At 72.7% G+C, this 21,988-nt stretch carries 21 protein-coding genes; 4 read left to right on the forward strand and 17 right to left on the reverse strand.

Annotated elements, in window-relative coordinates; all coding sequences use genetic code 11:
- Nucleotides 1–40: 40 nt before the first annotated feature.
- The 6 genes from E6J59_12675 to E6J59_12700 form a co-directional block, all read right to left on the reverse strand.
- Entirely contained in the window at nt 41–1,576 is a 1,536-nt protein-coding gene (locus tag E6J59_12675; protein ID TMB19115.1) for an acyl--CoA ligase, read from the reverse strand.
- Complete coding sequence (locus E6J59_12680) at nt 1,576–3,081, reverse strand: long-chain fatty acid--CoA ligase (GenBank protein ID TMB19116.1); 1,506 nt, start codon at nt 3,079–3,081, stop codon at nt 1,576–1,578. The genes E6J59_12675 and E6J59_12680 overlap by 1 nt, the downstream gene beginning before the upstream one ends.
- A 54-nt stretch (nt 3,082–3,135) precedes the next feature.
- Nucleotides 3,136–4,230: an ABC transporter substrate-binding protein gene (locus E6J59_12685; protein ID TMB19117.1), complete on the reverse strand. Its 1,095-nt coding sequence runs from the start codon at nt 4,228–4,230 to the stop codon at nt 3,136–3,138.
- Nucleotides 4,227–4,994: a hypothetical protein gene (locus E6J59_12690; protein ID TMB19118.1), complete on the reverse strand. Its 768-nt coding sequence runs from the start codon at nt 4,992–4,994 to the stop codon at nt 4,227–4,229. Before E6J59_12690 ends, E6J59_12685 begins: the two co-directional genes overlap by 4 nt.
- Nucleotides 4,991–5,191 carry a hypothetical protein gene (locus E6J59_12695; protein ID TMB19119.1) on the reverse strand — a complete coding sequence of 67 codons (201 nt, stop codon included), beginning with the start codon at nt 5,189–5,191 and terminating at the stop codon, nt 4,991–4,993. The genes E6J59_12690 and E6J59_12695 overlap by 4 nt, the downstream gene beginning before the upstream one ends.
- A 149-nt stretch (nt 5,192–5,340) precedes the next feature.
- Nucleotides 5,341–6,375: an alpha/beta hydrolase gene (locus E6J59_12700; GenBank protein ID TMB19152.1), complete on the reverse strand. Its 1,035-nt coding sequence runs from the start codon at nt 6,373–6,375 to the stop codon at nt 5,341–5,343.
- Here E6J59_12700 and E6J59_12705 point away from each other — a divergent pair.
- Both E6J59_12705 and E6J59_12710 read left to right on the forward strand, forming a co-directional pair.
- Entirely contained in the window at nt 5,887–7,422 is a 1,536-nt protein-coding gene (locus E6J59_12705; GenBank protein TMB19120.1) for an acyl-CoA dehydrogenase, read from the forward strand. The two genes, E6J59_12700 and E6J59_12705, sit on opposite strands and share 489 nt — an antisense overlap.
- Nucleotides 7,423–7,490: 68 nt before the next feature.
- On the forward strand, nt 7,491–8,993 hold the full coding sequence (locus tag E6J59_12710) for a hypothetical protein (protein TMB19121.1): 1,503 nt from the start codon (nt 7,491–7,493) through the stop codon (nt 8,991–8,993).
- On the opposite strand, the gene E6J59_12715 is transcribed toward E6J59_12710, so the two are convergent.
- The 11 genes from E6J59_12715 to E6J59_12765 form a co-directional block, all read right to left on the reverse strand.
- Nucleotides 8,953–9,678 carry a hypothetical protein gene (locus tag E6J59_12715; GenBank protein TMB19122.1) on the reverse strand — a complete coding sequence of 242 codons (726 nt, stop codon included), beginning with the start codon at nt 9,676–9,678 and terminating at the stop codon, nt 8,953–8,955. The genes E6J59_12710 and E6J59_12715 overlap by 41 nt on opposite strands.
- A gap of 14 nt (nt 9,679–9,692) precedes the next feature.
- Nucleotides 9,693–10,613: a TIGR03619 family F420-dependent LLM class oxidoreductase gene (locus E6J59_12720; GenBank protein TMB19123.1), complete on the reverse strand. Its 921-nt coding sequence runs from the start codon at nt 10,611–10,613 to the stop codon at nt 9,693–9,695.
- Nucleotides 10,610–11,698, reverse strand: coding sequence for a hypothetical protein (locus E6J59_12725; GenBank protein TMB19124.1), 1,089 nt, complete (start codon nt 11,696–11,698; stop codon nt 10,610–10,612). The genes E6J59_12720 and E6J59_12725 overlap by 4 nt, the downstream gene beginning before the upstream one ends.
- A 4-nt stretch (nt 11,699–11,702) precedes the next feature.
- Nucleotides 11,703–12,161: a hypothetical protein gene (locus E6J59_12730; GenBank protein TMB19125.1), complete on the reverse strand. Its 459-nt coding sequence runs from the start codon at nt 12,159–12,161 to the stop codon at nt 11,703–11,705.
- Nucleotides 12,158–13,198 (reverse strand): phosphotransferase family protein, encoded by a 1,041-nt coding sequence (locus E6J59_12735; protein ID TMB19126.1) that lies wholly within the window; start codon nt 13,196–13,198, stop codon nt 12,158–12,160. The genes E6J59_12730 and E6J59_12735 overlap by 4 nt, the downstream gene beginning before the upstream one ends.
- 2 nt (nt 13,199–13,200) lie before the next feature.
- Nucleotides 13,201–14,280: an amidohydrolase gene (locus tag E6J59_12740; protein TMB19127.1), complete on the reverse strand. Its 1,080-nt coding sequence runs from the start codon at nt 14,278–14,280 to the stop codon at nt 13,201–13,203.
- A gap of 16 nt (nt 14,281–14,296) precedes the next feature.
- Nucleotides 14,297–15,487 carry an acyl-CoA dehydrogenase gene (locus E6J59_12745; GenBank protein TMB19128.1) on the reverse strand — a complete coding sequence of 397 codons (1,191 nt, stop codon included), beginning with the start codon at nt 15,485–15,487 and terminating at the stop codon, nt 14,297–14,299.
- Nucleotides 15,488–15,634: 147 nt separating this feature from the next.
- A complete protein-coding gene (locus E6J59_12750) occupies nt 15,635–16,090 on the reverse strand; it encodes a hypothetical protein (GenBank protein TMB19129.1) in 456 nt (151 codons plus the stop codon).
- Between the two features lie 109 nt (nt 16,091–16,199).
- Nucleotides 16,200–16,994, reverse strand: coding sequence for a hypothetical protein (locus tag E6J59_12755; GenBank protein TMB19130.1), 795 nt, complete (start codon nt 16,992–16,994; stop codon nt 16,200–16,202).
- 7 nt (nt 16,995–17,001) lie between these two features.
- Complete coding sequence (locus E6J59_12760) at nt 17,002–18,243, reverse strand: DUF2029 domain-containing protein (GenBank protein ID TMB19131.1); 1,242 nt, start codon at nt 18,241–18,243, stop codon at nt 17,002–17,004.
- 60 nt (nt 18,244–18,303) lie between these two features.
- Entirely contained in the window at nt 18,304–19,131 is an 828-nt protein-coding gene (locus tag E6J59_12765) for a glycosyltransferase (GenBank protein ID TMB19132.1), read from the reverse strand.
- A gap of 199 nt (nt 19,132–19,330) precedes the next feature.
- Here E6J59_12765 and E6J59_12770 point away from each other — a divergent pair, with 199 nt between their 5' ends.
- Together E6J59_12770 and E6J59_12775 are read left to right on the forward strand one after the other, a co-directional pair.
- Complete coding sequence (locus tag E6J59_12770) at nt 19,331–20,545, forward strand: DUF2029 domain-containing protein (protein ID TMB19133.1); 1,215 nt, start codon at nt 19,331–19,333, stop codon at nt 20,543–20,545.
- A 76-nt stretch (nt 20,546–20,621) separates the two neighbouring features.
- On the forward strand, nt 20,622–21,383 hold the full coding sequence (locus E6J59_12775) for a uroporphyrinogen-III synthase (protein TMB19153.1): 762 nt from the start codon (nt 20,622–20,624) through the stop codon (nt 21,381–21,383).
- Nucleotides 21,384–21,988 lie beyond the last annotated feature (605 nt).

Consider the following 21,988-nt stretch of genomic DNA (forward strand, 5'->3'; position numbering starts at 1 on the left):
GCGCGCGCTCCCGTCCGGCGCACCCTTGGGCCGCGCGCGCTTAGCCCGCGAGCCGTGCCGCGGCCGCGCGCCGGAGCGCCGCCTTCTCGACCTTGCCCGTGCCGGTGCGCGGGAGCGCGGTGTCCTCGACCACGAACACGTGCCGCGGGACCTTGTAGCTGGCGAGTGACGCGCGGCAGAAGTCACGCAGCTCCTCGGCGGCGGCCGCCGCGCCCGGCGCGAGGACGACGAAGGCCGCCACGTTCTCGCCGCGCACCGGGTCGGGCACGCCCACCACGTGCGCCGCGCGCACCGCGGGATGGCGCGCGAGCGCCTCCTCCACCTCGCTCGCGGCGACGTTGACGCCCGCCGTCTTGATGACGTCCTTCAGGCGGCTCGCGAAGTGAAGGCAGCCGGCGTCGTCCAGGTAGCCGAGGTCGCCGGTCGGAAAGAAGCCGTCGGCGTCGAAGGTCTCGGCGCGCGGAACCTTCAGGTAGCCCTCCATGAGGGTCGGACCGCGCACCAGGATCTCTCCGCTCTCGCCCGCGGCGACGGGCGTGCGGGTCTCGGGGTCGACGATGCGCAGCTCCATGCCCGCGAGCGGCCGCCCGAACGTGCCGGTGCGGATCGGCTCGGGATCGTCCCAGCGCGCGCAGGTGATGCAGGTCGCGGTCTCGGTCATGCCGTACATGCCGACCGAGACGTGATCGGGGCCGAGGAGACGCGTGGCCAGCGGGTGGGTGCCGCCGGAGCCCTTCTTCAAGCGGAGCCTCCGGCGGGGGAAGTCGGGGTGCTCGAGGAGCGGCGCAGCCTGGTGCCACCCGAGCATGACCGTGCAGCCCTCGCGCTCGAGGAGGGCGAGCGAGGCGCCCGTCTCCACCACCTCCTGCAGCACGATGCGGCCGCCGGCCGCGACCTGCGCGAGGGCGCCCATCACGAAGCCGCCGCTCCAGAAGAGCGGCATGTGCCCCCACCAGGCGTCATCGGGCCCGAGGCCGAGGCAGTCCGCGATCCGCCGCGCCGAGGTGGTGAGCGCGCCGTGCGAGTGCACGACGGCCTTTGCCTGCGCCGTCGTACCGGAGGTGAAGAAGACGACAGCGGGATCGCGCGGCGAGACGGCTGGATCGGACGCGTCGTGCGCTGCGGGCAGATCGTCCCAGCACGTCGTGCCCGGCGCGCTGCCGTCGAGGAGCGCGACGCTCCGGAGCAGCGGCGCCTCGATGCCGGCGAGGCTCGCCAGGTAGTCGTGCTTCAGGAACCCCGGCAGCATGATGAGCAGCTCGACGTCGGCGTGCGCGAGCGCGTAGGCCAGCTCGTCCCGCGTCCACAGGGTCGAGAGCGGCACCAGGATCGCGCCCAGGCGCGCGGCGCCGAAGGCGATGGGCAGCCACTCGGGACGGTTCGAGCAGAGGAGGGCGACGCGCGTCCCCCTGCCCGCGCCCGCGGCGCGGAGCCTGGCCGCCGCCCGGCGGCTCTCGGCGGCGAGCTCGCCCCAGGTGCGCCGCGCCGTCACCTCGCCGTGCGGCGCGTACGCCAGCGCCTCGCGCGCCGGGAAGCGCGTGACGGTCGCGTCGAGCAGCCCGGCGAGGGTCTCCATCAGCCGCCGAACCGCTGCCGGAGCAGGCCGGTCTCGACCTTGTTGGCGGCGTTCCGCGGCAGCGCGGTCACGAACTCGATGCGGCGCGGCTTCTTGAAGCCGGCCAGCCGCGTGCCGGCGAAGGCGGCGAGCACGGCGGGGTCGGGGGCGGCGCCCGCGCGCGGCACGACCACCGCCGTCACCTGCTCGCCCCAGCGGGGATGCCGCGTGCCGATCACCGCCACGTCGGCCACGTCGGGATGCGTGCGCAGCACGTCCTCCACCTCGGCGGGCGACACGTTCTCGCCCCCGGTGATGATGACGTCCTTCAGGCGCCCGGTGAGGAAGAACCAGCCATCCTCGTCGCGCCGCCCGAGGTCGCCGGTGCGCAGCCAGCCGTCACGCAGCGCCGCCGCCGTCGCGGCACGGTCGCGGTAGTAGCCCGCCATCACCGTCGGCCCGCCGATCACGATCTCGCCCTCCTCGCCGGGCGCCGCGAGCGTGCCGTCGCCGCGCGCCACCGCGACGGCGACGTAGGGGTTCATGCGGCCGACCGTGCCCTCGCGCTCGAAGACGCTCGGGCCGCGCGCCATCGTGACCCCGTCGGTCGACTCGGTCTGGCCGTAGGCCTCGATGATCTCGGCGCCGGCGAAGATGTCCGCGAGCGCGCGCTTGGCCTCCATCGGCGTGGGCGCCCCGCCGACGCTCACCTTGCGCACCGTCCGCCGCACGGCGGCGGGCACGCTCCCTGCGTGCACGACGTCGAACACCATGCCGCCGATGAGCGGCAGCTCGGTGATGCCGTGGCGCTCGACGGCGTCGAGGACCGTGGCGAGATCGAAGCGCTCGAACAGGACGGCGCCCGCGCCCGCGAGCACGCGGCAGAGGAGGTGCGAGACGAGCACGGGCGTGTGGGTGAGTGGGCTCAGGCAGGCGCCGAGCGCGTCGGCCGCGTCGCCGCGCGCCTGGCCGCAGGCGAGCGTGGCCCAGAGGAGGTTCTCGTGCGTCAGCATGACGCCCTTGGGCGCGCCCGTGGTGCCCGAGGTGTAGGCGATCGCGGCGAGCCGCGAGCGCGGAGCCGGGCGCGCCGTCCCGCGGCGGAGGAGGCGCGGCGCGAGCGGCGGCGCGGGCGCGCAGGCCCAGGCCGGAATCCCGACCGCCGCCGCGGCCTCGCGCGCGAGCGCGGCGTGCGCCGAATCGGCCAGCAGGCTGCTCGCGCGCGCGTGCGCGAGCAGCCGCGCCGCCTCCGCGGCCGTCGCCCGCACGCCGATCGGCACCGCAACCGCACCGAGGCCCCAGAGCGCGTAGAGCATCGCGACCAGCGCGGGCTCGTTGGCCGCCAGGACGCCCACGTGCTGCCCGGCGCCGACGCCGCGGCGCGCGAGCCAGCGCGCGAGGTCCTCGGCCGCCCGGGCGAGCTCGCCCCAGGACACGTGCCGGCCCGCGAAGAAGAGGCCGCCCGCCGGGCCGCGGCGCTCTGCCTGCAGGCGGAGGAGCGCCGGCGACGTCGGCAGGAGAGACACCATCCGTGCAGGGCTGTAGCCGCCGCGCGCACGGACGGTCAAGAGAGCTTCGCTTCCCTACCCGAGCTCGTGCAATCCCACGAACACGGTCCGGCCGCCCTCGATCCGCCGGATCACCAGCCAGTCGCCCTTGTAGGCCTTGTGGTCGTACGGCCCGAGGCTCATGTGGGTGCGCGGCCCGCCGTTGACGGCCGGGAGCAGGCGCACCTTCTCGAGGCCCTCCTTCACGCCGCGCGGCGTGAGCAGCGGCGCGCGCGCGAGGCCCTCGGCGATCAGGCGCGCGGTGTCGTAGCTGAGGGCGGTGACGGTGTGGTCGCGGCGCTTGCCGTGGCGGGCGGCGAAGCGGTCGAGCATCGGCTGCAGGCGCGGGTTCTGCTCGCACATCTGGTCGATGCCGTGCCAGCCCTCGAGCGCCGCCATCCACTCGGGCTTCGCGTAGCAGAACTGGAAGGCGCTGGTCATGATGCGCGGCGGGTTCCAGGCGAGACGCTCGAACATCGGACCCATCAGGATGGTCGGGTAGCCGTAGCCGAGATACGCGAGGCAGTCGGGGCGCTGGTCGCGAACCTTGCGCAGCAAGCCCTCCAGGTCCTCGGGCACCTGCGTCGTGTAGGCCTCGATCAGGACGTCCAGGCCCGCGCGCGCGGCGTAGTAGCGGAAGTTGGACGCGTACTCGACGCCGCCGGGGCTCAGCTCGTGGATCATGCCGACCGTCCGGTGGCCCTGGCGGCGGATCCACGCCGCCATCATCGCCGCCTCCTCGGCGAGCCCGCCGTTGCCCAGGTTGAAGCAGAACTCGCCGTGGTAGCGGTCGGTGCCCGTCCAGGTGACGGCGGGCACGCCGGCCTGGTCGATGATCGGAGCGAGGGCAAGCGAATTATCCGTGATGAGCGGCCCGATGACGCAGAGCACGCCCTCCCGCACCAGCTCCAGGTAGCCGTCGATCGTGTTCTTCGCCTCGAGGCGGGGAAGCCCGATCGCTTCCTTTACCACCAGCTCGACGGCGCGGGTGACGACCCCCTCCTCGAGCGCCTCGTCGAAGCCCAGGCGCAGCGTGGCGAGGAAATCCTCCTTCGTGCCCATGTCGATGTCGATGAGCACGCCGACCTTGACGGGGGCGAAGGGGAGGCCGTGGGGGAGCGTGCGCTTCATGGGACCTCCAGGACGGTTCCGGCCGCGCCGCACGGGCAGGGCCCGGCAGCGAGGCGCGCCGGCACGTCGCTCGCGTAGCGCTGGAGCGACGTGTCGAGGCCCCGCGCCGTCAGCACGAGCACGCCGTCGGCGATCTCGGCCACCACCCCGTCGTCGACATGGAAGCGCCCGGCGGTGCACGTGCCCGCGACGAAGCTCGTCACCTCGGGCACGGCGAGCCACTCGCGCTGCCAGCCGCAGAAGCCCGCCGCCGGCGCTGCGGCGGCGCGTGCGGTGCGGGCGCCGACGCGGAGCCACACGATGCCGCGCCACCAGGGACGCTCCGCAGGCGGCGCGGCGGCGAGAAACGGCGCGGCCGAGGCGTCGTCGAGGACGGTCACGTCGGGCGTGACGCGGTCGATGAGCTCCCACGCCTGCCGCGCCGCCGCGGCGCCGTCGACTTGCCCGAGCGGCACGTCGAGCGCGCCCAGCTCCTCGACCACGTCGCCGAGGAGGAGCGAGCCCGGGGTGGCGAGCGCGCCCGGGAGTGTGTTCGCGACCCGCATGCCGGGGGCCACGCCGAGCCGGGTGAGAAGCCGCGTCCCCGCCGCGCGCTCGCGTGCGAGGTCGGCGGCCGACCAGGCGAGGACGAGGAGCTCGACGCCGCTGCCGCTCACGCCGAGGCGGACGGGCGGCGCGGTGCCGGGCGGCCGGCGCGTGCCGTGCGGCGGGTGGGCGAGCTGGTCCCGCACGAGATCCGCGCGGCGCGTGAGCGGCGCGCTCATGCGAGCGCATCGATCGCCCGCAGGACGTCCCGGGCGGGAGCGCGGACGCGGTAGGTGTCGGGCCGGTGGACCCAGCGGATCACACCCTCCTCGTCGAGGAGGAAGGTCGTCGACAGGAGGTCGCGGCCGTCGGTCGGCCGGCCGGTCACGAACGGCGGCGGCATGCCGTCACAGTGGCGGACGTGGAGGGCGTCCATGAGCGTCCCGTGGGGGTCGGAGAGAAAATGCGTCGATAGCGCGCGAGGCGAAAGGAGGTGAGGAAGTACAGCCCGAAGCCGCCGGCCGCGATGAGGGGAGGCAGGACCGCCGCCATCGTCGGCGCGTGTCTTAGCACGGTGACGGGGGGTCAGCCGAGGAAGCCCGCGATCGCGTCGCCGACCTCCGCCGGCCGCTCCATGGGCGCGAAGTGGCCCGCGCCGGCGACGGTGCGGAGCGTGCCCGCCGGTAGCCGGCGGATCGCCTCGTCGGCCTCGGTGGCACCGAAGCCGGGGCTCCGCTCGCCGCGGATGACGAGCGTCGGCACGGCCAGGCGCTCGAGCAACGCGAAGCCGTCGGTCATGGGCGCGTGCGCGTAGACCTGCGCCTCGATCTCGCCCGGACAGCGGAGCTCGACCTGGCCGTCGGGACGGTCCGCCACGCCGTGATCGACGTAGAGGCGGACGAACTCCTCCTCCCAGGTCTCGAAGGGCATGCGCCCTCGCAGCGAGGCGAACATCACCTCCCGGCTCGGCCACACGTTGCGACGCTTGCGCGCGCCCGCGGCGAGCGGGTTGTCCCACGCGGGCTCGGTGACGTGAGGGGCGGAGACGAGCACCGGCTCGATCAGGACGGCGCGCGCGAGCCGCCGCGTCCCGGCGGCGGCTGACGCCGCCATCGCGGTGGCGCCCTTCGAGTGGCCGACGGCACGCACACCGTCCAGGCCGAGCACATCGAGGAAGCCCTTCAGGTCGGCGCCGAACGCCTCCCAGCGGTAGCCCGTCGGCGGCTTGTCGCTCTCGCCATGGCCGCGCTGGTCGAGGGCGAGGACATGATGGGTCGCCGCGAAGCGGCGGGCGTACGGCAGCCAGAGCCAGGCGTGGAAGCCGGTCGCGTGGAGGAAGACGAGCGGCGGACCGTCCCCGGCGAACTCGAGGTAGTGGAAGCGGAGGTCGCCGACGCGCACGTAGCGGTCGGCAGGCTGGGGCTCGCTCGGCACCGCTCGGCGCTTAACCGGACCCCGCAGCTGTGTCAAAACGCGGGCGCGAATGCTACCAAGCAGGGCCGCATGGACTTCTCGTTCTCCGCGCGCGAGCTCGCTTTCGCCGAGGAGGCGCGTGCCTGGCTCGAGGCGAACGTGCCGCCCGCCTGGCGCCGTGACCACTGCTGGTCGCGCGGCGACGATTCGCTCTGGCTCGCGATCGCGCGCGCCTGGCAGCGGAGGCTCCACGAGGGCGGCTGGGCGGCGATCTCCTGGCCGCGCGAGCACGGCGGCCGCGGCGCGACGGTCATCGAGCGCTGGCTCTTCGAGGAGGCGCTCGACCGCGTGGGCGCGCCGCGGCCCGCCGCCGGCGCCTACGTCGACCTGATCGGGCCGGCCATCCTCCGCCACGGGACGGAAGCGCAGCGCCGACGCTTCCTCACGCGACTCCTCTCCGGCGACGACCTCTGGTGCCAGGGTTTCTCCGAGCCCGGCGCCGGCTCGGACCTGGGCGCGCTGCGCACGCGGGGCGAGCGGCGGGGCGACGCCTTCGTCGTGAACGGCCAGAAGGTGTGGACCAGCTACGCCGACGTCGCCGACTGGTGCTTCCTCCTCTGCCGCACCGAGCCCGAGGCGCCGAAGCACCACGGCCTGAGCCTGCTCCTCGTCGACATGAGGAGCCCGGGCATCACCGTACGCCCCTTGAAGCAGATCACGGGCGACGCGGAGTTCTCGGAGGTCTTCTTCGAGGACGTGCCCGTGCCGGCCGAGATGATGGTGGGCGCGCCCGGCGCCGGCTGGCAGATCGCGATGGGCATCCTCGCGCACGAGCGCGGCCCGGTGTGGACCTTCACCTTCCAGCGCCAGATCCGGCGGAGCCTCGAGCGGCTGGTGAGGGACGCGCGCGCGCACCCGGCCGCGCGCCGGGCGCTCGCGGACCCGGGATACCGCCAGCGGCTCGCGCAGGCGCACATCGAGGTGGAGCTGCTCCGCCTGGTCGGCTACCGGAGCCTGACGCGCCTCCTGCGCACGGGGCAGCCGGGTGTGGAGAGCTCGATCGAGAAGGTGCTCGGCAGCGAGACCGACCAGCGCCTCCAGGAGCTGGCGATGGAGGTGCTCGGGCCGTGGGCAGTGCTCGACGACGAGCGCCGCCGCGCCTACCTCTACTCCCGCTCGGAGACGATCATGGGCGGGACCTCCGAGATCCAGCGCAACCTGATCGCCCAGCGCATGCTCGGGCTGCCGCGGTGACTTCGGGCGCGCGCGGTCGGCCCGCGCAGCCGTCGCCGCTCCGCCGCTGGCTGGCGCCTCCGTTCACGGTGTTCGTGTTCCTGATCCACCCGTCGCTCGGCCTCTGGCGGCCCGGCGGGCTGCTCCAGGACCCCGGCACCGGGTGGCACCTCGTGACCGGCCGCTACATCCTCGACACGGGCTCGGTTCCGGCGCGCGACCTCTTCTCGTACACCGCCGCCGGCCACCCGTGGATCGACCAGTCCTGGCTCTTCGACGCGACGAGTGCGCTCCTCGTCCGGCTGGGCGGCCTGCCGCTCTTCGCAACCGTCTCCGCGCTCGTCTACGCGTTCATCCCTGCGCTCGTCTTCCGCCGCGCGCTGCGCATCGGTGCGGGCCTGGCGCCGGCGCTCGGGCTCACGGTGCTCGCGTACCTGGTGCTCTGCTCGCACGCGATCGCGCGCCCCCACATCGTGACCTACGTGTTCTTCGCGCTCGTCCTCGAGCGGCTGGACGACTTCCAGACCGGGCGCCTGCCGGCGCGAGCCCTCTGGTGGCTGCCGCTCCTCGCGCTCGTGTGGGCGAACGTGCACGGCGGCTTCCTCGTCGGCTTCGCGCTGGGCGGGACGTTCGCGGGCGTGGCGGCGCTGCGCGCCGTCGTGCTCCGCGATCGCGAGGAACGGCGGCGGGCGCTCGTCCTCGCCGCCCTGCTGGCGGCGATGGGGCTCGCGACGCTCGTGAACCCCCACGGCCCGCGGCTCTACACCGCCGTCCGGGAGTACCTCGGCCTGCGCTCGATTCGCTACTTCCACGAGTTCCAGAGCCCGGACTTCCTGGGCGGCAGCGTGCCCGTGCTCTCCTTCGAGGCGCTCGCCCTGATGCTCCTCGTCGTCCTCGGGCTCGGGGGGAGGAGGCTCGCGTGGGTGGAGGTGACGCTGCTCGTCTTCTTCCTGCACCAGGCGCTGCACTCCGTGCGGCACATGAACCTCTTCGCCATCGTGGCCGCACCGATCATCGCTCGGGAGCTCACGCCCTGGCTCGAGAGCCGTAAGCCGGCGCTCCGTGAGCGCTGGCGGGAGATCGCGCGCGAGCAGGCGGCGCTGCGCTCGCCGCTCGTCTACTTTCCCGCCGTGTGCGCGCTCTTCGTGGCGCTTGCCCTGGCGGGCGTCCTGCGGCTTCCGCACACGCTCGATGACCTCCAGCTCAGCCGTGGGGCGGCGGAGTTCATCGCGGCGCACAGAGACCGGTTCGGCCGGTCGTTCAACACCGACGACCTGGGCGGCTCGCTCATCTATCGCTTCTGGCCGGGGCTGCGGGTCTTCGTCGACGACCGCAATGCCGTCTACGGCGACGACTTCATGATGGGCCGGTACTTTCGCGTCTTCTACGGGCAGAGGGGCTGGAGGAAGGTTCTCGAGAAGTACGGCGTGACGGCCGCCGTGGTCGACCTGGGCGCCCAGTGCACGGCACTGCTGCGCACCGCGCCCGACTGGCAGCTCGTCTACGAGGACCGGCTGAACGCGATCTTTCTCCGGCGCGACGCGTCGGGAGCTATCCTCCCCAGCTCGACACGTCCACCCCGAGCGCCTTGATGCCGGCGATGATGCGCTCGGGCTGGACGCGCGCGGGCGGCCAGTCGTAGCGCCACATGCGGTTCGCCGCCGTGTCGGCGACGAAACGCCGCGCCTGCTCGAGCGTGAAGAGGACGCCGCGGCGGCAGATCTGCCGCTCGTAGGCGTCGGCGTGCGCGGCGTCGGCCACGTAGTTCATGCTGTCGCACATGGAGATGATGTTGGTCGTGTTCCACTCGCGCGGGCTCGTGCTCACGTGGATCAGGACGGACGGGGGTGTGTGCGACAGCACCTCGCCGTCGCGCGTGACGAGCGTGACCGGCGCGAGGCAGCACGCGCAGTAGGACTCGAGGCGCACCTCCTTGCCCGCGAAGGGCGGCATGCGCGAGAGCGCGACCGACTCCATGGCGCAGCCGGCGAAGCCGTGGAACCTGCCGTCGACGAACACCTCGACCTGGCTCGGGTAGCTCGAGAAGGGCTGCAGTTTCAAGAGGTTGCAGCTCTGGGTGGCGTGGTCGACGGTGCAGATGAGGCCCAGGTCGAGCTCGCGGTAGACCTCGATCAGCCGCACGCGCGGGAGGCCCGTCGCCGCGTGGGCCGCGCGCAGGTTCGGGCCGTGGCCGTGCGCGCACCAGTACTCGTAGAGGAACTGGCGGAGCCGGAGGGCGTCGTCGCTGAACCGGAACTCGGGCACCTGCTGCGGCATGGCGTTTCCCTCCGTCAGGGAAGGCGCGGGAGGACGTCGTCGCCGTAGCGCGCGATGCGCTCGGCGTGCTCGGCGCGCGAGGCGGCGGGGAGGTTGACGTTCAGGTAGGTGACGCCGGCGGCGCCGAGCTCGGCCACGTCGGCCAGGAACGCGTCACGGTCGAAGCGCGGAGTGCCGAAGGCGCCGAGGCCGCGGGCCGTGATGGCGACCTCGAGCGGCCGGGTGCGGCCGGCGGCGCGCGCGACCTGGGCCGCGTAGGCGAGCCGCTCGCGCACGTCGGCCGCCGACTCGATGGCCGGCGTGCGCCGCCGGCTCGCGTGCGCGGCGGGGTTGAAGATCGGCATCCAGCCGTCGCCCAGCAGGACGGCGCGCCGGATGGCGCGCCGGCTGTTGCCCCCGACCCAGATGGGCGGGTGCGGCTCCTGCACCGGGCGCGGCAGCGCCGTGTGGCCCCGGGCGACGAAGTGCCTCCCCTCGAAGTGGACGTGCTCCACGCTCCACGCGGCCTTCATGGCGCGGATCGCCTCGTCGGCGAGGTCGTCGCGCTCCTCGAAGGGCACGCCGAGCGCCGCGAACTCGGGCTCCAGGTAGCCCGCGGCCACGCCGAAGACGAAGCGGCCGCCGGAGAGGACGTCGAGGCTCGCGGCCGCCTTCGCCGAGAGGAAGGGGTTCCGGTACGGCAGCACGTAGATGAAGGTGAGGAGCCGGATGCGCGCCGTCGCCGCGGCGGCGAAGGAGAGGGCGACGAAGGGATCGAGCGCGTGATGGCCACCCGAACGCATCCACTCGTCGTGCGGGAAGGGATGGTCGGTCACCGCGACCGCGTCGAAGCCGGCATGCTCGGCGGCGCGCGCGATCTCGGCCACCCCCGGGGCGCTCACGAACTCGGCGCCCAGGTCCACACGCTGGGTGTGGAGGAGGAGCGCGCACCTCATGCGGCGGGGTCCAGGATCGACGTGAAGCCCGAGGGCAGGTGCGGGCCGAGCACGAGCTGCTCGAGGACGCCGATCCCCTGGCGCTCCCCCAATCGCGCGCGGCAGACCTGCTGCACGTGGAGATGGCGCGGCTCCATGGGGTCCAGGTCGGTGAGGGGCCAGCTCTCACCCCCGACCGCGAGCTCGCCCTTCCACATGCCGTGGCCCCACTCGGGGTGGAGGTAACCGAGGCCGCACATCTGCGCGGTCAAGAGGGGCTCGAGCGAGATCTCGAGCCGCTCGCCGCGGTGGGGGGTGAGGATGATCTCCGCCGCGGCCGCCCGGCGCGTGCCGGGCTGCCAGCGCACGCGGTGCGCGACGGCGGCGACGGGCTCGACGGCGCCGTCGCCCAGGCGGAGCACGCTGCCGGCGGCGTGCGACGGCCGCCCCTCCGCATCCTCGTTGACGCCGCAGTGCGTGCACAGGTCGTCGAAGTGGAGCGGGGCCCAGAGCCAGAAGAACTGCGGCGGCAGGCCCGGCGCGCCGCCCTCGGGCTCGCCCACCGGGCGTACGCCCCACGAGCGGTCGCGCACGCCGAGCGCGCGCAGGGGCGCGAGCGCGAGCCGGGCGCCGGCGGCGTTGATCGTCCCTTCCCAGAGGCCGAACTGCGTGAGGCGCGTCGTGTCTATGAAGAGCCGGCTCTCGACCCGCGCGGTGAAGCGCGGCTCCTCGAGCACCGGGCCGCGGGCGCGGAAGACCAGGTCCGCCTCGAGGCCGAAGTCGTTCGGCGCGACGCGCACGCGGAGCGTGCGGAGTGCCTCCACCACCTCGATCGCGATCGGCCCGACCCGCGTCTCGCCGCGCTCGGCGGGCGCGAGACGCGAGGCGTGCACCGACTGCTGGCGACCGTCGCGGATCACGGTGAAGGCCGCGTCCATGACGCGCCGGTTCGGGTAGAGGCCGAGGGCGGCGCCGAAGAAGAGGTCGCCCTCGCGCGAGAACCCGTTGAAGAAATGGCGGTCGTAGAAGTTCCGGTCGCCGGTCCCGGGGTGCGCAACCGGCTCGGGCGTCTGGTGGATGAGGTAGTCGTCGAAGGCGGTGAGCATGGCGTCAGCCTTTCGAGATCTCGCCGAGGAGCGATGGTTTGAGGACCGCGACGTCGCGCATCGTCTGGGCGGCCAGGTGCTCGGCGACGGCGGTGCGCGGGGCGACCGCCGTGTCGGGCGGGAGGGCGTCGATCGCCTCGAGCGCGGTGACGAGCGCGGCGCGCAGCGCCGCGGCGCGCGCGGCCGGCGGGCCGGCGGGCGCCGCGGCGAGCGCCGCGGCGATGCGCGCCGCCGCGGCGCCCTGCCCGAGCGCGGCCGCCGCGCGCTCGAGCGCCGCCGCGGCCGAGGCCGCCTCCGCCTCGTGGAGTACGGCCTTCACCTCGACGCGGTCGCGCAGGTTGCGCAGCACGTCGACGACGGCGAAGAGCTGGCCGCGCGCGAAGCGGCTCGTCACGTCGGGCAGGACGGCGTCGGTCAGCGTCCTGACCAGGCCGTCGATCAGGGTCTCGACGGGGATCGTCATGCCGGCGCTCCGGCGAGCCAGCCGCGCGTCATGCCGAGGAGGAGATGCAGAAAGGGAAGCTGGTGGTCGAAGATCGCCAGGCGCAGATCGGTCGTACGGCCGCTCGCGAAGACGTCCAGGCCGCTCAGCATGATGGCGATCATCTTGACGAAGGTGAGCACCTCGTAGTAGCGCAGGCGCTCGGGGTCGGCCGCGCGGCCCGAGGCCGCGGCCCAGCGCGCCACGAACTCCTCGGGCGGGAGCAGCGCGGAGGCGTACGGCGTCCCCGCACGCCAGAGCGGCGACGCGCACCAGGCGACGTCCTCGAGCGGGTCGCCCAGGTGGACGAGCTCCCAGTCGAGGATGCCGGCGAGATGCGCGCCATCGGCCCCGCGCACGACGAGGAAGTTCCCCAGGCGGTAGTCGCCGTGCACGAGCGTGATCTCGTCGGTCGCGGGCGCGTGGCGGCGACACCAGAGGAGCGCCTCGGCGAGCGGCGGGTCGACGGGAAGCCCGCTCCGCCGGGCGCGCTCCTCCCAGCGTGCGAGCTCGCGCTCGGCGACCTCGCGGCCGCGGCGCGGCGCGCCCAGGAACTGGAAGCCGTGCGCCCGCCAGTCGATCGCATGGAGGCGCGCGAGCGCACGCGCGACCTGGGGACCGAGCGCCGCGCGCTCGGCGTCGTCGAACGGACCCGAGCCGTCGGCGCGCGCGGCGGGGATCGGCACCTCGCCGGGGAGGCGCTCCATCACGTAGAAGGGCCGCCCGAGCACGGCCGGGTCGCGGGTGAACCACGGGGTGGGCGGGGACGGCAGCGGGTCGTCGGAGAGCGCGTGCAGGACGCGGAACTCGGGCTCGAGGTCGTAGGGCTCGAGCACGCCGGCCACGGGCTCCCGCTTGGCGACGTAGCCGCGCCGCTCGCGTCCCACCTCGACGTCGAAGACGAAGGTCTCCTGCGAGAAGCCCTCGGTCGAGCGCTCGAGGTGCGTCACGCGCACGGGCGCGCCGAGCCGCTCGCCGACGAAGCGCTCGAGCCGGGCGCCGAGGTCGTCGTCCGCCATGCTCAGGCCGGCAGCCGGTAGAATTCGGCCGCGTTCGCGCCCATGATGCGTGCCTTCACCTCGGGTGCCAGGTCGGTGCGCTCGCGGAGCCCCCGCGTCGAGTTCGGGAAGTCGCTGTCCCAGTGCGGATAGTCGCTCGCGTACATGACGAAGTGCGCCCCGAGCGCCTGGGTGACGAAGGGAAGCGCGCTCTCCTCGGGCTCGCAGCTCACGTAGAGCTGCCCGCGCGCCAGGTACTCGCGCGGCTCGCGCCTGCACTCGGGCGTCAAGCGGCCACGCTTCTCCACGTGCTCGTCCATCCGGTCGAAGAAGTAGGGCACCCAGCCCACGCCCGACTCGAGGAGCGCGACGCGCAGCCGCGGGTGCCGCTCGAAGACGCCCCCCAGGACGAGCGCGGTGGTCGCGACCATCATGTCGAAGGGGAAGCTCACCACGTGCACCTGGAGGTAGTTGTCGAAGCGCTCGGCCCCGAGCGGCGGGAGGTGGATGCCGGGAGCGCCGTGGATGCCGAGCGGTATCTCCAGCTCCGCGGCGGCGGCGTAGAAGGGCTCCAGGTCGGCATGGTCCAGGTTCCGGGTGCGGAGGACGGCGGGGACCATGATCGCGACCAGGCCGAGCTCCCGGGCCTCGCGCATGATGCGGACGGACGTCGCCACGTCCTCGATCGGGACCAGACCGACGCCGAACATGCGGTGCGGGAACTGCCGGCAGTAACCGGCGAGCCAGCGGTTGTAGAGGCGCGCGAACTCGGCGGCGAAGGCGTGGTCGGTGAAGGCCGGCAGGCCGAGCGCGGCGCTCGGGAAGAAGACCATGGCGTCGATCCCCTCGCGGTCGGCGTCGCGCATCACGCCCTCGGCGCTGAAGGGGTTGGCGCCCCGGTCGACGCACAGGCCGTGCTTCGCGTGGCAGCCCGCCCCGGGCCCGGACGCGTTGGGGTAACGCCGGCCCTCGATCACGAGCGCCGCGCCCTCCTCGTCCGGGCGCGCCATGCGGATCTTTTCGGGGAAGCGGGCGAGGAGCTCGGCCATCAGCTCCGGGCCCTCGATCACGTGGGCGTCGCTGTCGACGACTCGCGTTGCCATGGGAACTCCTCCGCTGTCAGCTGCCGCGGGGCAGGCCGAGGGCCTGCTCGGCGAGCAGGTTGCGCAGCACCTCCGAGGTGCCCGACGAGATGGTGACCGAGCGCGAGTAGAGATAGGCCTCCGCGCAGCTGCCCCGGCCCGGCGCGCGGGGATCGTGCCCGAGCTGTGCGTAGGGACCCGTGAGCGCCAGCATGAGCTCCGCCGCGCGCTGCTGGATCTCGCTCCCGAAGAGCTTCTGGAGCGCGGCCTCGGGCGGCGCGTCGCCCGCGGCGTGGAGGCGCGGCAGGATGCGGAGGGTGTGCGCGCCGAACACCTCCGCCTCGATCCAGGCCTGCGCGACCCGCTGGCGGAAGGCAGCGAGGTCGGCCCGTCCCCGCTCGCGGCCGCCCCGGTAGAGGTCGGCGAGCGCGCGCGAGCCGTTCTGGAGCCGCACCTTGAAGTCGAAGGCCCAGAGCGTGCCGCGCTCGTGGGCGAGTGCGCCGCGGATGATCGGCCAGCCGCCGTTGATCGGGCCGACGACGTTCTCGGCCGGCACGCGCACCTCCTCGAGAAAGAGCTCGTTGAACTCCGAGCGGCCGCTCAGCTGCACGAGCGGCCGCCAGGTGATGCCCGGCGTGCGCATGTCGGCGACCAGGCAGCTGATGCCCCTGTGCCTGGGCGCCTCGGGGTCGGTGCGCACGAGGAGCAGGCCCCAGTCGGCGAAGTGCGCCTTGCTCGACCACACCTTCTGCCCGCTCACCACCCAGGCGTTCCCGTCGCGCACCGCCCTGCAGCGGAGCGAGGCCAGGTCGGAGCCCGCATTCGGCTCCGAGAAGCCGAGGCACCAGACCTGGTCGGCGGGGAGGATGGGCGGCAGCCAGCGGGCCTGCTGCGCCGGGGTGCCGAAGCGGATGAGCGTGGGGCCGACGATGTTGACGCTCACCGGATCGAGGATGTCCGGCGCGCGCGCGCGCGCCATCTCCTCGGTGAAGATGACCTGCTCGCGGAGGGTCGCGCCCCGCCCGCCGTGCGCGCGCGGCCACTGGATGCCGACCCAGCCGCCCGCCGCGAGCGCGCGCTGCCAGGTGCGCTGGAAGCGGCGCCGCTCCGCGTCGTCCTCGGGGACCGCCTCGCGCGGCAGGTGGGCCGCGAGCCAGGCGCGCAGTTCGGCGCGGAAGGCCTCCTCGGCCGGGGTGTAAGCGAGCCCGAACATGGCCTGGCAGGTCACGCCCGCGCTGCTCGAGGGCGGGCGGGATCCCGTACTCCAAACTCGCCGCACACGGCAAGAACGGGCGCGCGGGACGACGGGGCTCGAGTCGATGCCTCCGGCCAGCGCCAGGAAGGCCCGCGTGACCGGGAGTGGCGTGCTTCCAGGTCACCTCTCGGTCACTGGGGTGACCGTGATGCCGTGCTGGTCGGGGCCGCTGTCCAGGCGATACGTCGTCTCGACCACCGTGCCCCTGTAGGCGCTCCGGAAGTGCACCCACGCAGGCAGGGGACACTGGCGGAAGCGCACGCGACAGTTGAAGAGCGCGATGCGGTTGTAAACATGGTGGTTGACGAATCCGTTGGTCGTCCGAGGGCACGCCCCGTCCGCGTGGGTGCGGACGACCTCCCACCGGTTCTCGAAGTTGTACATCGACGGGGCAGGCTGAAACAGCATCCACGCGGCAAGCGGCCATCCCGTCAGCTGGAAGCGCCGTAGCCCCGCCCGCCGCACTGTCTCGCTCAGCGGGAGTAGCAGGATGAAGCAGGCGAAAAACAGGACCGCGGACAGAAGGAACAGGGCTGCCCGGTCTGGCTTCTCGGCGTTCGCCGCGATGAAGTCCACGATCGGGAGTCGCCCCCGGGCCGAGCCCGCACCGCTGGACGGAGCGGCCGCCCGCCGCTCGGCGACGGGCATTAGCAGACACCCTTCTCCATGAGGACCGGTCTGCATTTCATGGGGTCGCGGGGGGCGGCGTGGCTCCGCTCAGGATCCGGCCCGCCAGCGCGGTCCCGATGATGGGCCATGCAACGTCGAACAGATCCCCGGCGGACAGCCACATGCCGAGAGCGACGACGATGGTGATGGCCGACGCGGTACGTGCGGGCAGGAAGACCGTGAACACCATGGCGGTCTCGATCACCACCACCGACCGACTGACCCACGTCGCGATGGCGCGAAGCGCGCCTGCATCGACCCAGACCCGCAGCAGCGCGTACACCACGTAGGGATGGTGGGCGAAGAACAGATCGTAGAATGGTTCGCCCGCCCAGTACGCCGCCGTCCATTTTCCGACCGCTCCTCCGAGGAACCAGAAGCTGATGAGCGCCTGAGCCAGCAGTGGGCCGTTGCTGCACGCGCGCTGCGGCTCGTCGAGTGCGCTGCCCGCCATCCACATGAGGAACAATCCCGCCCAGAACACGACGACCCAGGTGGCGAAGAAGTAGCTGGCCTGGTGGACGAGCAGGATGCCTGCGCACAGCGTCACCATGATTGCGTGGCGGCGCATGCGGCGCTCCGAGGGTCGAAGCAGCACCGGCAGCTCGCTGCAGAACGGCGCGAAGTAGGCGGCTGCCAGGAGGGAAGGCTCCCTGAGCACCCAGGGGAAGAAGTGGTCGCGGAGGGGAACCGAGGCCTGAATCCCCGTGGTCAGGAGGTACTGCCGGGCGAGCGCCACGCGTACCGCGAAGATGGAGCCGGTCAGCGCCAGGAACGCCCGCGTGATCGGAGGAGCGTCCTTCCAGGTCACGGCTCGGTCACCGGGGCGACCGTGATGCCGTGCTGGTCGGGGTCGCTGTCAGGCGATACGTCGTCTCATCGGTTCGTGCGAGTAGGTCGACCGCCTCGCATACGAGCCAGATCGCGATCAGCGCGCCCGCCCAGTTGATCCCTTCGGAGGTGAGGAAGATCCTCAGGTAGCCGACGACGAAGATCCCGAGCAGACAGGCGCCGATGAGCGTGTGGCGCCAGCGCGACCGATACTCGTCGCGCAGCACCCACCAGACGATACCCGGGACGAGGAGCACGAGGCCGTCGTAGAAGTAGACGTACATGTTGGCGCTGACCGCGAGAAGGACCGTCAGGCCGAAGAGGCGCGGGAGAGCGGCCTCCGAGTCACGCCTGCGCCACCATGCGAGCATGGTCACCCCGAGCACGACGGCGACGCTCGCGAGCCATGGCGCCACGACCGCGAGGTCAGAGCTCGTACCGCCGGTCGCGGTGCGCCAGAAGGCGTACAGGGTGAGCTGCTTCCACATCAGGGTCTTGTTCTGGACGACGCTCACGTAGTCGCGCGAGGTGTGCACGTACTCGTGCCAGCGCTCCAGACCGAGGGGCAGCGAGGCGAGCACCATCGTCGCGCCTCCCAGGCCCATGCCGGCCAGCACCCGCCACTGGCGTGCCAGCAGGCTCGCCGCCACGAAGAAGATGGCGAGGTTCGGCTTGATGAACAGCAGCGAGAGAAGCAGCCCGGCCACGAGCGTGCGGCGCCGGCGCCACGCCCACAGGCTGGCGGCAAGGATCAGGGACAGCATGCCACTGATCTGGCCGATGACGACGCTGGTGTTGAACGGCATGCTGGCGAGGATGACGATCGCCGCGGTGGTGTGATCCTCGCCGCGTGCGGGGAGCGTGGCCCGGAGCAACGCGAGGGCACCGGCGACCGCGAGGACCTCGACGACGACGCAGAGAGCGTAGGCCCACCATTCCGGCAGCATGCCCAGCGGCGCCGTCAGGTAGATGCAGTATGGCGGGTACAGCCAGAAGTAGCCGCTCTCGAACGTGCGCGGGTAGATCGCGCTCAGGTCCCCGGCCACGAGCTGATGTCCGGTCTGGAAGAACTGGTGCCAGTCGCGCCGTACGATGGCATACGGGTCCGGGGACACGGCCAGGCTCCCGAACCAGCTGAACTGCATGAAGCCGGTGATCGTGAGCGGCGCGAGGCGCAGCAGCGCCCGGACCGTCCTCCGCGCCTTGGCGGCGAGCCGGGGGCCGGTCACGTCTGCCGCAAGGCCGACGGTGCGCGGTGATGGCGGCGGTCCGCGCCTCCCCTCATGCCGCTAACGCTTCACCCGAAGGCGCTCGTGATCGCGCTCCGGGGTCGCCGCGGAGGCGAGCGTCTCGTCGCGCGCTACGGCCGGCAGCCTTCGGCTGCGCGTGCCCCGGGCGAGCCGAATGCGCAGGGCATCACGCAGCATGGCGAGGCCGTCGCGCATGGGACGGACGCGGCTCTCCTCCACGTGCCGCCACTCGACGGGCACCTCCTCGACCCGCAGGCCAAGGTCCTCGGCGAGCAGCAAGAGCTCGACGTCGAATGCGAAGCCGGTGACGGAGAGCTGCTCGAACAGGCGAAGGGCGGCCTCGCGCGTGAACACCTTGAGGCCGCACTGCGTGTCGCGGAAGCGGGTCAGGCCGAGGAACCGGAGCGCGAGGTTGAACGCCTTGCCCGAGAGCTCCCGCAGCCGGGGCTGTCGCACCGGAATGACGCTGGTGGCCATGGCCCGCGACGAGCACACCACCTGAGCGCGCCCGCTCTCGACCACCGCGAAGCACTTCGCGATCTCCGTGACGCCGGCCGAGAGATCGGCGTCGGAGAAGGCGACCACGCGGCCCGCCGAGGCGAGCACGCCTACGCGCACAGCTCCTCCCTTGCCCTGGTTGCGCTCCAGGCGAAGGATCGACGCCTTCAACGCTGTGGCCGCGAGAGCGGCACGGGCTACCGCGCCCGTGTCGTCGTCGCTGGCGTCGTCGACCAGGATGATGTCGGTGCCAGGATCGTTGAGGGAGGAGGCCGCGAGGGTGCGAATGGTCCCGGCGATGCGCGCCGCCTCCCGATACATCGGGATGACCAGCGTCCGGGCGCACGATGCGCGATCCGCGTTCGACATGGGGAGCAGCGGTCCACTGCTCTCCTGACTCTTGACAGGTCCGGGTCGAGAAGAGAAGCAGTGGCCGTCGCGGCCGGGCCCGCGCGCCGGCTCTGTGCCTTGCGCCGGCGCGCTTCGCACCCCGAGTCCGCGGCGGCCCGTTCAGGATGTCGATGGCATTCGCTGAGAACGCTCCCGGAGGCGACCCCGTGAGGCGCGGGTGACCGCGGCCACGAAACGCCTTCGGGCGGCGCAGACCGGCGTGGCCGGGTTCGCACTCGGCCTGCTGCTCTTCGCGAGCCTGTCCGAGACGGCATACTGGAAGGACATCCAGGTCGAGTATCTGACGGCGAAGGCGCTGCGAGACGGCGTCGACGTATTCACGCCGCTCAACGAGCTGTCGGCCCGCTACTTCCCGATCGCGACCGACAATTTTCCACATCCGAGCCCCCATCCACCGGTACTGGCCGTGCTGGCCCTTCCCATGACGCTGCTACCCTTCCGCGTCGTCGTGCCGCTCTGGCTGGCCTTCAATGTCTGGTTGCTGATCGTCGTGGGGCGGTGGCTCGGCATCTCGCTACCGGGAGCGCTCGCCCTCGCGGCGTGGCCGCCGCTCTGGTACCTGCTGCTCGTCGGCCAGCTCGAGCTGATCATCCTGGCGCTTGCGATGCTCGGCTGGAGGGCTGCCAGGGCCGGGCGAGATTGGTCGGCCGGGCTCTGGTTGGGTCTTGCAGCGGCAATCAAGCTGTATCCGGTGCTGTTGGTGGTCCCGTTTCTCATTCGGCGACGGCCGTGCGTCGTTCTGGCAGCTGGCGCGGTGCTCGTCCTGAGTCAGGCGGTGGGCTTCGCCGCCATCGGCACGTCCGGCTTCTGGCGCTACTATCTCGAAGTGTTGCCCTCCGTTTCGGCGCATTACGCTCGCGTGGGGCTCAACGTGTCCCCTTACGGCGCACTCCTGCGCCTCTTCGGCGGCGCGAGCGACGTCCTTCCCGTGATAGACGCTCCGCACTTGGTCATCCCGCTGACTCTGGCTTTCTCCGGTTTCGCGTTCGTGTCCCTCGCGCGCATGGCGCCGGAAGCAGGTCCCGCGGCTATCCTGGTCGGTCTGCCAAACGTCTGGTACACGTATCCTGTCCTGGCCCTCCCGCAGGTCGTCGTCCTCCTACGCTCCAGGCTCAGGCGTGCCGCTCTCGTCGCCATCGTCGCCTCGTCGTTCGTGCTCCCACTGGCGAACCTGCTGCTGACGCGCGTGATACTCGTCTGGATGGGGTGGCGCGGTGGCGTCGCTCCTCCGGTGGCGGCCGTCATGACGGCAGTGCAGCCCGCCGGCTTCGTTGCCTTGTTGATCTTGTCGGTCGCCCTCGGTCGCACCGGCGCCGAAGGGACGGGGAACTCGCGTGCCCTCGGGGCCTTGCCCGCGGTGCCGGGGGTGTGAGGCCGTGGGACCCGGGACGCTCGACCGACTCCGCGTGCTGAGCTTCGAGGCACGCCGCGCCGACGAGCTCGCCGCCATGCTCGCCCGGCACGGGGCGGAGGTACGCTGCGCGCCCGCGCTACGGGAAACGTCGCTCGGGGTTCGCCCTGAGGCGCTCGAGCTGGTACGCGGGCTCGAGGCGGGCGAGGTCGACCTGGTCGTTTTGCTGACCGGGGTCGGCACGCGGGCGCTGGCGCGGGCGGTGGCCGAGGCCTGCCCGCACCTGGGCGCGCTCCTCGCGCGCACCCGGATCGTAGCGCGCGGCCCGAAGCCGCTGGCCGCCCTGCGCGAGCTGGGTGTTCCGGGCGCCCACCCGGTGCCCGAGCCCTTCACGTGGCGGCAGGTGCTGGCGGTGGTCGACGGGCTGGATCTGCCGCGCGGCGGGCTCGCAGCCGTGCAGGAGTATGGGGCGCCGGTGCCCGGACTGGTGGAAGGCCTCACCCAGCGCGGGTTCCGCGTCCTCAGCGTGCCGGTCTACCGCTGGGCCCTCCCCGAGGATGTGGGTCCGCTCGAGGCAGCGGCGGCAGCCCTGGCGCGCGGTGAGGTGGACATCGCGCTGTTCACGAACTCCGCCCACGTGGAGCATCTCTTCCGCGCTGGCGACCCCGAGAGCCTGCGCCGCGGCCTCGCGCGGGTCGTGGTTGCGTCGGTCGGCCCGGTGTGCACGGAGACGCTCGAAGCGTACGGCGTCCCCCCGGACCTGGAGGCGTCGCCGCCCAAGATGGGGCCCCTGGTGGCCGTCATCGCAGCCCGCGCGCGCGAACTCCTCACGGCCAAGCGGGACGCCGGGCCCCGGTGAAGCGGCGCCCCCCCCCTCGGTTTAGCCGTCCCTTGGTCGTGCGGCGGATAGCCTTTGCGGGCGTCATGCTTGCGACGCTTGCGCACGGCCTTGTAGAGGATGCATGAAGCGGTAGCGTGCGCTTGAGCGTCTCGGTGCGCCGACAGCGTGGCATCGACTAGCCCGCACACGCCAGGCGTGGGGTAAGAGGGCGATCCATCTGAAGGTGGGCCCGCTGACAACGGGCATGCGTGGCGCGCCAGAGCGCGATCCTCCGAGGGCGGTAGCTGCGTGCGGCTGGTGCCGAGCGTGTGCCGAGCCGGCACGGCATCGACGCCACCAGCGCCCGTTGGGGCATTCGATCGAGTAACGGGGAGCCCGTCCAAGACCTCTCCCTACGCGGCGCCCTCGACAGCGTCCCCCCCAGCACGTGCAGTGCGGTGAGCGGGTCCCCGCAGAGTCCCCCATTGCCAATGATGGGGCAGGGGCCCGTGCGGATGGGCAACGTCTGAAGGCAGGTTCCGGTGAAGGCCGCCCTGGGCCGAAAAATAGGATACCCCCCCGAGAGGGCTTCGAACCCGCCTCGTTAGAAGTGGGGTAACCCACGGTCAAACAAGAAAAAAATA

It is taken from the genome of Deltaproteobacteria bacterium, from assembly GCA_005879795.1.
Taxonomy (GTDB): domain Bacteria; phylum Desulfobacterota; class Binatia; order DP-6; family DP-6; genus DP-6.

What these genes read in the sequence shown, in the direction of transcription:
- E6J59_12675 (TMB19115.1), bottom strand. Translation starts at nt 1,576, where the DNA reads ATGGAGACCCTCGCCGGGCTGCTCGACGCGACCGTCACGCGCTTCCCG.
- E6J59_12680 (TMB19116.1), bottom strand. Translation starts at nt 3,081, where the DNA reads ATGGTGTCTCTCCTGCCGACGTCGCCGGCGCTCCTCCGCCTGCAGGCA.
- E6J59_12685 (TMB19117.1), bottom strand. Translation starts at nt 4,230, where the DNA reads ATGAAGCGCACGCTCCCCCACGGCCTCCCCTTCGCCCCCGTCAAGGTC.
- E6J59_12690 (TMB19118.1), bottom strand. Translation starts at nt 4,994, where the DNA reads ATGAGCGCGCCGCTCACGCGCCGCGCGGATCTCGTGCGGGACCAGCTC.
- E6J59_12695 (TMB19119.1), bottom strand. Translation starts at nt 5,191, where the DNA reads ATGGACGCCCTCCACGTCCGCCACTGTGACGGCATGCCGCCGCCGTTC.
- E6J59_12715 (TMB19122.1), bottom strand. Translation starts at nt 9,678, where the DNA reads ATGCCGCAGCAGGTGCCCGAGTTCCGGTTCAGCGACGACGCCCTCCGG.
- E6J59_12720 (TMB19123.1), bottom strand. Translation starts at nt 10,613, where the DNA reads ATGAGGTGCGCGCTCCTCCTCCACACCCAGCGTGTGGACCTGGGCGCC.
- E6J59_12725 (TMB19124.1), bottom strand. Translation starts at nt 11,698, where the DNA reads ATGCTCACCGCCTTCGACGACTACCTCATCCACCAGACGCCCGAGCCG.
- E6J59_12730 (TMB19125.1), bottom strand. Translation starts at nt 12,161, where the DNA reads ATGACGATCCCCGTCGAGACCCTGATCGACGGCCTGGTCAGGACGCTG.
- E6J59_12735 (TMB19126.1), bottom strand. Translation starts at nt 13,198, where the DNA reads ATGGCGGACGACGACCTCGGCGCCCGGCTCGAGCGCTTCGTCGGCGAG.
- E6J59_12740 (TMB19127.1), bottom strand. Translation starts at nt 14,280, where the DNA reads ATGGCAACGCGAGTCGTCGACAGCGACGCCCACGTGATCGAGGGCCCG.
- E6J59_12765 (TMB19132.1), bottom strand. Translation starts at nt 19,131, where the DNA reads ATGTCGAACGCGGATCGCGCATCGTGCGCCCGGACGCTGGTCATCCCG.
- E6J59_12775 (TMB19153.1), top strand. Translation starts at nt 20,622, where the DNA reads ATGCTCGCCCGGCACGGGGCGGAGGTACGCTGCGCGCCCGCGCTACGG.